This window comes from Photorhabdus sp. RM322S (genome assembly GCF_042879395.1).
Taxonomy (GTDB): Bacteria; Pseudomonadota; Gammaproteobacteria; order Enterobacterales; family Enterobacteriaceae; genus Photorhabdus; species Photorhabdus khanii.
This window is the reverse complement of sequence record NZ_JBHFKW010000049.1, coordinates 1-12579: the sequence shown is the minus strand read 5'-3', so window position 1 is coordinate 12579 and position 12579 is coordinate 1. Positions and strand designations below refer to the sequence as shown.

Sequence of the window (12579 nt, the reverse complement as noted above, 5' to 3'; positions counted from 1 at the left end):
GATATTAAGATAGTTGGGACTTTAAAAATCAGATAAAGCGTTTTTTCATCAGATTCGCTTTTTTAAAGCAGCTAAAAATTAGCTTGGTAATTTAAGTCAATAATATAATAACCTTTTCCTATAAATTTAAATTAACTTATTGATTTAAATGTTGATATTTTTTATTTTCATTCCCTGTAAATGTTAAATATAATTAACAAATGAAAATTTTATGTGATTCAAATCACACTTAAGTTTGAGAGTGTGAAATTATTAGAGAGAGAAAATCAGCACAATAATTAGCTTACAATCTGGCACCAAAGTAAAAAATTTAAATAATTGTTCACCTTTTCGCTACTTATGGATTGAATTCATTTTGGCTGCCCGTATAATTTGCACGTTTTTGTCACTTGACACACTTAAGCAAAGGCAGTTTTATACAACATTTAGCAAAACCTGATATGCAAGGCGTGCAAGGGGAGAAAATAAAAGTCATGTCTGTATCCCTTTACAGCGGTAGAATTGCACTGAAACTGCTTTTTTTGCAGTTAATGACTTTTGTTGTTCTCAGTGTGGCTTTTTGTACCAAAAGTATAGAATGGGGCATTTCTGCTTTTGTTGGTGGATTAGCATGTTGGTTACCTAATGCCATTTTTATGCTATTTGCCAGTTTTCAGAAAGTAAAAGAAGAAAGTGTTCCTGTACGTGTTGCATGGTCTTTCGCTATTGGCGAAGGGTTGAAGGTTATTATTGCAATAGCTGTGCTGGTTGTTGCTTTAGGCGTGTTTAAAGCGGCGTTTGCACCACTGGGTTTGACTTATTTAGCGGTGCTGGTTGTGCAGATCATCGCACCAGCTGTGATAAACGGTTAGGTTTTCAACAACAAAAGGGTAAGAGGCATCATGTCTGCATCAGGAGAAGTTTCAACTGCAAGGGACTACATAGGCCACCACCTGAATAATCTTCAGTTGGACCTACGTACCTTTGAGTTGGTCGATCCCAACTCTGGTGGTTCTGCAACGTTCTGGACGTTGAACATTGACTCGCTTTTTTTCTCAGTCGTATTAGGGATTTTATTTCTGTATGTATTCAGAAAGGTTGCGGTTAATGCCACCAGTGGCGTACCTGGCAAACTTCAGACTGCTATAGAATTAATCATGGGTTTTGTTGATAACAGTGTCCGTGATATGTATCACGGCAAGAGCAAAGTTATTGCCCCTTTGGCACTGACCGTGTTCGTCTGGGTGTTATTAATGAACGTGATGGACTTACTGCCAATCGATTTTCTCCCTTATATCGGTGAACATGTCTTCGGCTTACCTGCTCTGCGTGTTGTACCAACAGCAGATGTCAGTATTACCTTGTCGATGGCTATTGGTGTCTTTGTCCTCATCCTCTACTACAGCATTAAGATGAAAGGAGTTGGTGGTTTTACAAAAGAGCTGACTTTACAGCCTTTTAATCATCCATTGTTTATTCCGGTTAACTTAATTCTGGAAGGGGTTAGCCTGCTTTCAAAACCGGTATCACTCGGTCTGCGACTGTTTGGTAACATGTATGCAGGTGAATTGATCTTTATTCTTATAGCTGGTCTGTTACCGTGGTGGTCGCAGTGGATGCTCAGCCTGCCTTGGGCTATCTTCCACATACTGATTATTACGTTACAAGCCTTTATTTTCATGGTTCTGACGATTGTTTATCTGTCGATGGCATCTGAAGAACATTAATTTTTACCACAATAACTGTGTTTTAACTGAAACAAACTGGAGACTGTCATGGAAAACCTGAATATGGATCTGCTGTACATGGCTGCCGCTGTAATGATGGGTCTGGCGGCAATCGGTGCTGCGATCGGTATCGGCATCCTCGGAGGTAAATTTTTGGAAGGCGCTGCTCGTCAGCCGGATTTAATCCCTCTGCTGCGTACACAGTTCTTTATCGTTATGGGTCTGGTTGACGCCATCCCGATGATTGCTGTGGGCCTTGGCTTGTACGTAATGTTTGCTGTCGCGTAGTTTGCAGAAAAAATCCGAAACTACGTCAACTCATTAATTTTAAAAGAGGTATTGTGCTGTGAATCTTAATGCAACAATCCTCGGCCAGGCCATTGCGTTTGTCCTGTTTGTTATGTTCTGTATGAAGTTTGTATGGCCACCAATCATGGCGGCCATTGAAAAGCGTCAAAAAGAAATTGCTGACGGTTTATCTTCTGCGGAACGCGCCAAAAAGGACCTGGACTTAGCGCAAGCCAATGCGACCGACCAAATGAAGAAAGCGAAAGCGGAAGCTCAGGTCATCATCGAACAGGCTAATAAACAAAAAGCCCAGATCCTTGATGATGCAAAAGCGGAAGCTGAGCAGGAACGTAACAGAATCGTAGCGCAAGCTCAGGCAGAAATTGATGCCGAACGTAAGCGTGCTCGGGAAGAGTTGCGTAAGCAGGTCGCTATGTTGGCTATCATAGGTGCCGAGAAAATCATCGAACGTTCCGTGGATGAAGCTGCTAACAGCGACATCGTTGATAAACTGGTCGCTGAACTGTAAGGAGGGAGGGGCATGTCTGAATTCGCTACTGTAGCTCGCCCCTACGCCAAAGCAGCTTTTGACTTTGCTGTGGAAAAACAATCGCTAGAACAATGGCAAAATATGCTGGTGTTCACAGCTGAAGTGACTCGTAATGAGCAAGTTGGTGAGCTGCTTTCTGGTTCATTGGCATCGGAAACATTAGCCAATGCCTTTATCGCAATTTGCGGTGAACAGGTTGATGAACATGCTCAGAACTTTATTCGTGTTATGGCAGAAAACGGCCGCTTATTGGCGTTACCTGAAGTTTTGCAGCAATTTATTCAATTGCGTGCGTTACTTGAATCAACTGTTGATGTTGAAATGATTTCTGCTGCCGAACTGAGTGAACAACAGCTGGCTAAAATTTCTGCGGCGATGGAAAAACGTCTGTCACGCAAAGTTAAGCTGAATTGCAAAATTGATAAGTCTGTTATTGCTGGTGTGGTAGTCCGCGCAGGTGATTTGGTGATCGATGGCAGTATTCGTGGCCGTTTAGATCGCTTAACAGACGTCTTGCAGTCTTAAGGGGACTGGAGCATATGCAACTGAATTCCACCGAAATCAGCGAACTGATCAAGCAGCGCATTGCTCAGTTCAATGTAGTGAGTGAAGCTCACAATGAAGGTACGATTGTATCCGTTAATGACGGTATCATTCGTATTCACGGTTTAGCCGAAGTTATGCAGGGTGAGATGATCGCACTGCCTGGCAATCGTTATGCAATCGCATTGAACCTGGAGCGCGACTCCGTAGGTGCGGTTGTGATGGGCCCGTATGCTGACTTAGCAGAAGGCATGAAGGTCAAATGTACTGGCCGTATTCTTGAAGTTCCTGTTGGTCGTGGTCTGCTTGGTCGTGTGGTAAACACTCTGGGTGAGCCAATTGATGGCAAAGGTCCTGTTGAGCATGATGGTTTCTCTGCTGTTGAAATGATTGCTCCGGGCGTTATCGACCGTCAATCCGTTGATCAGCCGGTACAGACTGGTTATAAATCTGTTGACGCCATGATCCCTATCGGTCGTGGTCAACGTGAACTGATTATCGGTGACCGTCAGACGGGTAAAACAGCACTGGCTATTGACGCAATTATTAACCAGCGTGACTCGGGTATTAAATGTGTTTATGTCGCAGTTGGTCAGAAAGCTTCTACTATTGCGAACGTTGTTCGTAAATTAGAAGAACATGGTGCTCTTGCCAATACTATTGTTGTTGTTGCGACTGCTTCAGAATCTGCTGCATTACAATACCTGGCGCCATATTCTGGTTGTGCGATGGGCGAATATTTCCGCGATCGCGGTGAAGACGCATTGATTGTTTATGATGATTTGTCTAAGCAGGCTGTTGCTTATCGTCAAATTTCCCTGTTGCTGCGTCGTCCGCCAGGGCGTGAAGCATTTCCAGGTGACGTTTTCTATCTGCATTCCCGTTTGCTGGAGCGTGCTGCGCGTGTTAACGCTGAATATGTAGAAAAATTCACTAATGGTGAAGTGAAAGGTAAAACGGGTTCTCTGACCGCTCTGCCTATCATTGAAACTCAGGCAGGTGACGTATCAGCATTCGTACCGACAAACGTTATTTCAATTACTGATGGTCAGATCTTCTTGGAATCCAGTCTGTTCAACGCGGGTATTCGTCCGGCAGTTAACCCAGGGATCTCTGTATCCCGTGTCGGTGGTGCAGCTCAGACTAAGATCGTGAAGAAGTTGTCTGGTGGTATCCGTACTGCTTTGGCTCAGTACCGCGAACTGGCAGCGTTTTCTCAGTTTGCTTCTGACCTTGATGATGCAACCCGTAAGCAGTTGGATCATGGTCAAAAAGTCACTGAGTTGCTGAAACAGAAACAGTATGCGCCAATGTCTGTTGCACAGCAGTCACTGTCTCTGTTTTCTGCGGAGCGTGGTTATCTGGAAGATATCGAAATTGCTAAAGTTATTGATTTCGAGTCTGCGCTGCTTGCGTATGCCAGCCGTGAACATGCTGATCTTCTGAAAGAGATTGACCAGTCTGGTGGTTACAATGAAGAGATCGAAGCAAAGCTGAACGCTCTGCTTAACTCCTTCAAAACAACTCAGTCCTGGTAACACTATTCGGCCCGGTTTAATTAAACATGGGCCGTCTGGTTAATGAGGAGAATCAGGAATGGCCGGCGCAAAAGAGATACGTACCAAGATCGCCAGCGTGCAAAACACGCAAAAAATCACTAAAGCGATGGAGATGGTTGCTGCGTCCAAAATGCGTAAAACGCAGGATCGCATGGCGGCCAGCCGTCCTTATGCAGAAACCATACGCAGCGTGATTGGTCACCTTGCGTTAGGTAATCTGGAATATAAACACCCATACCTTGAAGAACGTGCAACCAAACGTATCGGGTATCTGGTTGTTTCTACCGATCGTGGCTTGTGCGGTGGTTTGAACACTAATCTGTTCAAAAAACTGTTGTTAGACATGAAAGACTGGTCTGATAAAGGTGTCCAGTGTGATCTGGCACTTATCGGCTCTAAGGCGACCTCTTTCTTTGCTTCTGTTGGGGGCAACGTTGTTGCTCAGGTAACAGGCATGGGAGATAACCCTTCACTGTCCGAATTAATCGGGCCGGTTAATATCATGTTGCGGGCATACGATGAAGGACGTCTGGATAAATTGTATGTGGTGACGAATAAGTTCATCAATACAATGTCTCAGGAACCTACTATTACTCAGTTGTTGCCTCTGCCTGCTGGAGATGATGAGACACTGAAGAAGAAATCCTGGGACTATTTATACGAACCTGATCCTAAGGCGTTGCTGGATATACTGCTGCGTCGTTATGTCGAATCGCAGGTTTATCAGGGCGTCGTTGAAAACCTGGCTAGTGAACAGGCCGCACGAATGGTGGCGATGAAAGCCGCGACTGATAATGGTGGCAGCCTGATCAAAGAGCTGCAGTTGGTTTATAACAAAGCTCGTCAGGCCAGCATAACTCAGGAGCTGACCGAGATTGTCTCGGGTGCTTCCGCGGTTTAACAGCTAGGTTTACGAATTACGTAGAGGATTCAAGATGGCTACTGGAAAGATTATCCAGGTAATCGGCGCCGTGGTGGACGTCGAATTCCCTCAAGATACCGTACCAAAAGTATACGATGCACTTGAGGTTCAAAACGGCGAAGCTAAATTGGTGCTGGAAGTACAGCAGCAGTTGGGCGGCGGCGTTGTTCGTTGTATTGCAATGGGTACTTCTGATGGCTTAAGCCGTGGTTTAAGCGTTACTGATTTAGGTCACCCAATCGAAGTTCCCGTTGGTAAAGCGACACTTGGCCGTATCATGAACGTGTTGGGTGAACCAATCGACATGAAAGGTGATATCGGCGAAGAAGAGCGTTGGGCAATTCACCGCTCGGCTCCAAGCTATGAAGAGTTATCTAACTCTCAAGAGCTGCTGGAAACCGGTATCAAAGTAATGGACCTGATTTGCCCATTCGCTAAGGGTGGTAAAGTGGGTCTGTTCGGTGGTGCGGGTGTAGGTAAAACCGTAAACATGATGGAGCTGATCCGTAACATCGCGATTGAGCACTCAGGTTACTCCGTATTTGCCGGTGTAGGTGAACGTACCCGTGAAGGTAACGACTTCTACCACGAAATGACCGACTCTAACGTACTGGATAAAGTATCTCTGGTATATGGTCAGATGAATGAGCCACCAGGAAACCGTCTGCGTGTTGCGCTGACTGGCTTGACAATGGCTGAGAAGTTCCGGGATGAAGGCCGTGATGTTCTGTTGTTCGTTGATAACATTTATCGTTATACTCTGGCAGGCACCGAAGTGTCTGCATTGTTGGGTCGTATGCCATCAGCGGTAGGTTATCAGCCAACTCTGGCGGAAGAAATGGGTGTTCTGCAAGAACGTATTACTTCCACCAAAACCGGCTCTATTACTTCCGTACAGGCTGTTTATGTACCGGCGGATGACTTAACTGACCCATCTCCGGCGACGACTTTCGCGCATTTAGACGCAACCGTAGTGCTGAGCCGTCAGATCGCTTCTTTGGGTATTTACCCTGCGGTTGATCCGTTGGATTCTACTAGCCGTCAGCTCGATCCACTGGTTGTTGGTCAGGAGCACTATAACGTTGCCCGTGGTGTTCAGTCTATCCTGCAACGTTATCAAGAACTGAAAGATATTATCGCTATTCTGGGTATGGATGAGCTGTCAGAAGACGATAAGCTGGTGGTTGCGCGTGCTCGTAAGATCCAGCGCTTCCTGTCTCAGCCATTCTTCGTTGCAGAGGTGTTTACGGGTTCACCAGGTAAGTTCGTTTCCCTGAAAGATACTATCCGTGGCTTTAAAGGTATCTTGGAAGGAGACTATGACCACCTGCCAGAACAAGCGTTCTACATGGTAGGTACCATCGAAGAAGCTGTGGAAAAAGCGAAGAAACTTTAATACGGCTGACCGGAGGTTGACATGGCTGCAATGACTTACCATCTGAATGTTGTCAGTGCTGAGAGCCGGATGTTTGAAGGCTTGGTACAGAAAATTCAGGTGACAGGTAGTGAAGGTGAGTTGGGTATTTACCCGGGACATGCTCCACTACTTACTGCCATAAAACCTGGCATGGTACGTATTGTTAAGCAGTTCGGTGAAGAAGAGGTGATTTACCTTTCTGGTGGTATCCTTGAGGTACAACCGAGCGGCGTTATCGTACTGGCTGACACTGCAATCCGTGGTAAAGATTTGGATGAAGCTAAGGCGCTGGAATCTAAGCGTAAAGCTGAAGAACACATCCGTAATTCTCACGGTGATGTTGACTATGCTCAGGCATCAGCTGAATTGTCTAAAGCGATTGCAAAACTTCGTGTAATCGAGCTGACAAAAAAGGCGATGTAATACAGGCAGTTAAAGAAAAAAGCCAGTTGGTGAAAGCTAACTGGCTTTTTTGTATTGCGAAATATGTAGTAATTTATCTCGCAAACAGGTTTACTTTTTTTTCTTAAATTGGAGTTATCAGGTTTCTTATGTCTAACAGTGCAAAAAGTGTTGTGATCCTTGCCGCGGGTAAAGGAACCCGCATGTATTCTGATCTCCCTAAAGTACTGCACTTGCTGGCCGGTAAACCTATGGTTCAGCATGTGATTGATACTGCAATGGCGTTGGATGCTAAAAATGTTCATCTGGTTTATGGGCATGGTGGTGATCTGATGAAGCATGCCTTATCTGATCAAAAGTTGAATTGGGTATTGCAGTCAGAGCAGTTAGGGACTGGACATGCAATGCAACAGGCTGCACCCTATTTTACTGATGATGAAGATATTCTGATACTGTATGGCGATGTGCCTCTGATTGGAGCAGATACCCTTGAACGTCTGCTGGTGGTTAAACCTGAAGGTGGTATTGGTTTACTGACAGCAATTCTGGATAATCCAACGGGTTATGGTCGCATTGTTCGTGAGAACGGAGAAGTAACCGGAATCATTGAGCAAAAAGACGCGACTGAAGATCAACGAAAAATCAATGAAATCAACACAGGTATTCTGGTCGCTAATGGTGGTGATTTAAAACGTTGGTTATCCCAATTAAATAACAACAATGCTCAAGGTGAATATTATCTTACTGATGTGATTGCTTTGGCTTATAAAGAAGGCCGGAAAATTGAAGCAGTACATCCAAGCCGCTTGAGTGAAATGGAAGGTGTGAATAACTGCCTCCAGCTTTCCGCTCTTGAGCGTATTTATCAATCTGAACAAGCAGCAAAATTATTACTGGCGGGCGTTATGCTGTTGGATCCTGCTCGTTTTGATTTACGCGGTACACTGACTCATGGCCGTGATGTAGTTATTGATACCAATGTCATTATAGAAGGTAATGTAGCCCTTGGTAATAACGTGCAGATTGGCACAGGTTGCATATTGAAAAATTGTATTATCGGCGATGATTCTGTTCTTAGTCCATATACTGTTGTTGAAGATTCTGAAATGGAAGTTGGCTGTACTGTTGGGCCTTTTGCCCGTTTACGTCCTGGTTCTAAACTCGCTGAAAAAGCCCATGTAGGGAATTTCGTTGAGATGAAGAAATCTTATCTGGGTAAGGGCTCTAAAGCGGGACATCTGACTTATCTTGGCGATGCTGAGATTGGACGTAATGTAAATATTGGTGCGGGTACTATTACCTGTAACTATGATGGTGTTAATAAATTCAAAACCGTTATTGGCGACGATGTTTTTGTTGGTTCTGATACTCAGCTTGTTGCGCCAGTGACTGTTGCCAAAGGCGCTACAATTGGTGCGGGGACAACAGTGACAAAAAATATCGCTGAAAACGAATTGGTAGTAAGCAGAATTAAGCAAACCCATATTCAGGGTTGGAAACGCCCTGTAAAGAAAAAATAAAATAATAATCCCCACTCTACAGGCTCGGGGACCGGCAAAGCCGGAAAACAATCAGGTTCGTGACATATAAAGGGCTTTCATCAGCCCTGTTTTTAGGAATAAAACTGATGTGTGGAATTGTTGGTGCAGTAGCACAACGAGATATTGCTGAAATCCTGATTGAAGGGCTTCGTCGTTTGGAATACCGTGGTTACGACTCCGCTGGGCTGGCGGTTGTTGATAACGAAAATAATATGCTTCGCCTGCGTGAAGTCGGTAAGGTGCAAATACTTGCTGATGAGGTTGACAAGCAACCAGTCCTTGGTGGGACAGGTATTGCTCACACCCGTTGGGCTACACACGGTGAACCAAACGAGAAAAATGCTCACCCGCATATATCTGATTATATTGCTGTTGTTCACAACGGCATTATTGAGAATTACGAAGAATTGCGGATTCAGTTAATTGAGCGCGGTTATCAGTTTACATCAGATACTGATACAGAAGTTATTGCCCACCTTGTTCATTGGGAGCAAAAACAGAGTAGTACTTTGCTGGAGGCTGTCCAGCATGTTATTCCTCAACTTCGTGGTGCTTATGGCGCAGTTATCATGGATAGCCGCGATCCTGGAACAATAATCGCTGCGAGATCGGGTAGCCCTCTTGTTATTGGCTTAGGCGTTGGGGAAAACTTCCTTGCATCTGATCAATTGGCTCTGCTGCCAGTTACCCGTCGTTTTATCTTTCTTGAAGAAGGTGATATTGCGGAAGTAACTCGCCGTACTGTGCATATTTTTAATACTCAGGGCGAACCGGTTGAACGGGAGCAGATCGAGTCCAATATTCAGTATGATGCTGGTGACAAAGGTGTTTACCGTCACTATATGCAAAAAGAGATCTATGAACAGCCAATGGCAATCAAAAGTACTCTGGAAGGGCGCTTAAGCCATGGGCAGGTAGATTTGTCTGAACTTGGCCTTAATGCAGCTGAATTGTTATCTAAAGTTGAACATATTCAGATTGTTGCCTGTGGTACATCCTATAACGCTGGTATGGTTTCCCGTTACTGGTTTGAAGCATTGGCGGGTATTCCTTGTGATGTGGAGATTGCTTCTGAATTCCGTTACCGCAAATCAGCACGTCGTCCAGGAAGCTTATTAATTACATTGTCTCAATCAGGTGAAACAGCAGATACACTGGCAGCACTGCGTTTATCCAAAGAGCTTGAATACCTCACATCGTTGACGGTTTGTAACGTAGCAGGCTCTTCCTTGGTGCGTGAATCTGATTTTGTTTTGATGACCAAGGCTGGTGCAGAAATTGGCGTTGCTTCAACTAAGGCGTTTACAACTCAGTTGACAGTATTACTGATGCTGGTGGCTTACCTTGGACGCTTGAAAGGTGTTGATGCAGAGCAGGAGCAAGAAATTGTTCATGCATTACATGCACTGCCAAGCCGTATTGAAAGCATGTTATCGAAAGATAAAATTATTGAAGCGCTGGCGGAAGATTTTTCTGACAAACACCATGCTTTATTCCTTGGCCGTGGTGATCAGTATCCGATTGCGGTTGAAGGGGCGCTGAAATTAAAAGAAATTTCTTATATCCATGCTGAGGCTTATGCTGCCGGTGAATTAAAACATGGCCCACTGGCACTGATTGATGCAGATATGCCGGTTATCATTGTAGCTCCGAACAATGAACTGCTAGAAAAACTGAAATCTAATATCGAAGAAGTACGTGCTCGTGGTGGATTGCTATATGTGTTTGCTGATCAGGATGCTGGTTTTAATGACAGCGAAGGAATGAAGATCATCTCATTACCGCATGTTGAAGAACTGATTGCTCCCATATTTTATACCGTGCCGTTGCAACTGCTCTCTTATCATGTTGCGCTGATTAAAGGAACTGATGTTGATCAGCCTCGTAACCTGGCTAAGTCAGTGACTGTAGAATAATCGCTTTATAATAAGAAGTTAAAATAAGCCTCTGTACATTAAAAATACAGGGGCTTTTTGTGTTTAATTGAGAGAGTTTCTCATTATTTTCTTGATGATAAAAACAAATTGCGATATTGTAATGTTATATTATTACATATGTAGCGAAGTTATGAAACCAAATATCCATCCAAACTACCGGGTAGTCATATTTCACGATACCAGTGTTAATGCCTACTTTACAGTTGGCTCCACTATTCGTACTGAGCGGATAATTACCTTAAATGGAGAAGAGTATCCGTATGTGACTGTTGATGTGTCATCGGAATCACATCTTTTCTATACAGGTAAGCAGAAAACTTTATCTCAAGAAGGTAGCACAGCACGATTCCAGAAAAAATTTGGGCGTTTTATTGGCAATAAATAAATTGAGGGATCGTAAAAATGCAGGTGTTAAGTTCACTTAAAACGGCGAAAACCCGTCACCCTGATTGCAAAATCGTATGCCGTCGTGGCCGGCTATATGTTATCTGTAAATCCAATCCACGTTTTAAGGCAGTTCAAGGGAAGAAAAAGAAACGCTGATACTAATAGCAGAACTCGCAGCTTATAACTGCGGGTTTCCTTTCTGTATTTTATTATAATCGTCTTGAGAATAACTAGGGGCTGTTTACCTTTCGGGTGCCTAATTTATTCAGCCCACATAGGCAACCAGATGATGATAAAACCCAGAGCTAGCATACTGGCGTAATTACGCTCCAATTTATCGTATCTTGTTGCTATTGCGCGAAAATGTTTAATTCTGGCAAACGCATTTTCCACCAAGTGGCGGTAACGATATAAACATTTATCAACACGCTTATCGGCTTTTCGACGGTTTTTCTTGTAGGGAATGACCGTTGCGCCTTGTTGTTTCACGGCAAGCTTGAAGGCTTCGCTATCGTAACCCTTATCCGCAATCACAAAATCCGATGGCGGTGACTGTGACACCAGACTTTCAGCATGAACGATGTCGTGTGTTTGACCACCAAAAAGCTCAAAATGCACAGGTAAACCGTCACTGTCCACGGCCAAATGGATCTTGGTTGAACGTCCACCCCGACTTTTTCCTGTCGATTCATTTTTTTAGAAGCCGCGCCTGCACTGTGTTGATAAGCCCGCATAATACTCCCATCAATGAACAGTCACTCTGTATCAGAATATTCAGATAACAATTTGAATATTAAATTAAAAATATCTTTCTTTGCCCATTCATTAAAACGTCGAAAGACGGTATTCCATTTCCCAAATTCAGGCGGTAAGCCACGCCAGGGACAACCGGTTCTCATACGGTAAAGGATACCTTCAAAGGTTAGGCAATGTTCTTCTTTGTGATAAATCAGTCCACTTTGTTGCATGAATACAGCTAGCGTATTCCATAGGGGTTTTGATAACATGGTTCTCGGCATGATGGTAAGGCAGGGTTGGTTTTTGGCGAAAGCAATGATACCCAATCATCATGCTGTTCAATAAGTCCTCTCAAAACGTCAACAGCCCCTAATCTAACTTAAACTTTGTTTGGGAAGGGAGTTAGAATAATTAAATTCCAGATGAAAAAAAGCTATATTTTATGCAAAATGAAACCTTATAAGTGCTTGCTGTATAGTCTAGAATTAAACCTTTAATTGGTTGTTACTGCTACAAAATTACCCTCAAAAATAGTTCATAATTTACTCTTATTAACGTATTTCTCTATAAACCACTATCTTGGTCATTT

The 12579-nt window shown here is 43.8% G+C and carries 13 protein-coding genes and 1 pseudogene; 13 read left to right on the top strand and 1 reads right to left on the bottom strand.

Annotated elements, in window-relative coordinates; genetic code table 11:
- Nucleotides 1-473: 473 nt before the first annotated feature.
- The 13 genes from atpI (at nt 474) to ykgO (ending at nt 11408) form a co-directional block, all read left to right on the top strand.
- Complete coding sequence (gene atpI, locus ACGF63_RS19935) at nt 474-851, top strand: F0F1 ATP synthase subunit I (RefSeq protein ID WP_036845640.1); 378 nt, start codon at nt 474-476, stop codon at nt 849-851.
- A 30-nt stretch (nt 852-881) separates the two neighbouring features.
- On the top strand, nt 882-1706 hold the full coding sequence (gene atpB / locus ACGF63_RS19930; RefSeq protein ID WP_036845268.1) for a F0F1 ATP synthase subunit A: 825 nt from the start codon (nt 882-884) through the stop codon (nt 1704-1706).
- Between the two features lie 48 nt (nt 1707-1754).
- Complete coding sequence (atpE, locus tag ACGF63_RS19925) at nt 1755-1994, top strand: F0F1 ATP synthase subunit C (protein WP_000429386.1); 240 nt, start codon at nt 1755-1757, stop codon at nt 1992-1994.
- Nucleotides 1995-2052: 58 nt separating this feature from the next.
- Nucleotides 2053-2523: a F0F1 ATP synthase subunit B gene (atpF, locus tag ACGF63_RS19920; RefSeq protein ID WP_021325028.1), complete on the top strand. Its 471-nt coding sequence runs from the start codon at nt 2053-2055 to the stop codon at nt 2521-2523.
- Nucleotides 2524-2535: 12 nt separating this feature from the next.
- Nucleotides 2536-3069 carry a F0F1 ATP synthase subunit delta gene (gene atpH / locus ACGF63_RS19915; protein ID WP_387632802.1) on the top strand — a complete coding sequence of 178 codons (534 nt, stop codon included), beginning with the start codon at nt 2536-2538 and terminating at the stop codon, nt 3067-3069.
- Between the two features lie 14 nt (nt 3070-3083).
- Nucleotides 3084-4625, top strand: a complete 1542-nt coding sequence (atpA, locus tag ACGF63_RS19910) for a F0F1 ATP synthase subunit alpha (protein WP_152964087.1) — start codon at nt 3084-3086, stop codon at nt 4623-4625.
- Between the two features lie 58 nt (nt 4626-4683).
- Nucleotides 4684-5547, top strand: coding sequence for a F0F1 ATP synthase subunit gamma (gene atpG, locus ACGF63_RS19905; protein WP_036845274.1), 864 nt, complete (start codon nt 4684-4686; stop codon nt 5545-5547).
- Nucleotides 5548-5581: 34 nt separating this feature from the next.
- Nucleotides 5582-6964 carry a F0F1 ATP synthase subunit beta gene (gene atpD / locus ACGF63_RS19900; protein ID WP_152964086.1) on the top strand — a complete coding sequence of 461 codons (1383 nt, stop codon included), beginning with the start codon at nt 5582-5584 and terminating at the stop codon, nt 6962-6964.
- Between the two features lie 21 nt (nt 6965-6985).
- Nucleotides 6986-7408, top strand: coding sequence for a F0F1 ATP synthase subunit epsilon (locus ACGF63_RS19895; protein ID WP_011144452.1), 423 nt, complete (start codon nt 6986-6988; stop codon nt 7406-7408).
- A 128-nt stretch (nt 7409-7536) separates the two neighbouring features.
- Nucleotides 7537-8907 carry a bifunctional UDP-N-acetylglucosamine diphosphorylase/glucosamine-1-phosphate N-acetyltransferase GlmU gene (glmU, locus tag ACGF63_RS19890; RefSeq protein WP_036845279.1) on the top strand — a complete coding sequence of 457 codons (1371 nt, stop codon included), beginning with the start codon at nt 7537-7539 and terminating at the stop codon, nt 8905-8907.
- A gap of 107 nt (nt 8908-9014) precedes the next feature.
- Entirely contained in the window at nt 9015-10844 is a 1830-nt protein-coding gene (gene glmS / locus ACGF63_RS19885) for a glutamine--fructose-6-phosphate transaminase (isomerizing) (protein WP_387632800.1), read from the top strand.
- 151 nt (nt 10845-10995) lie between these two features.
- Nucleotides 10996-11250, top strand: coding sequence for a type B 50S ribosomal protein L31 (locus tag ACGF63_RS19880; protein WP_387632799.1), 255 nt, complete (start codon nt 10996-10998; stop codon nt 11248-11250).
- Between the two features lie 17 nt (nt 11251-11267).
- Nucleotides 11268-11408, top strand: a complete 141-nt coding sequence (gene ykgO, locus ACGF63_RS19875) for a type B 50S ribosomal protein L36 (protein ID WP_118987170.1) — start codon at nt 11268-11270, stop codon at nt 11406-11408.
- A gap of 105 nt (nt 11409-11513) precedes the next feature.
- On the opposite strand, the pseudogene ACGF63_RS19870 reads toward ykgO, so the two are convergent.
- Nucleotides 11514-12271 (bottom strand): annotated as a pseudogene (locus ACGF63_RS19870) (IS5 family transposase).
- Nucleotides 12272-12579: the final 308 nt, after the last annotated feature.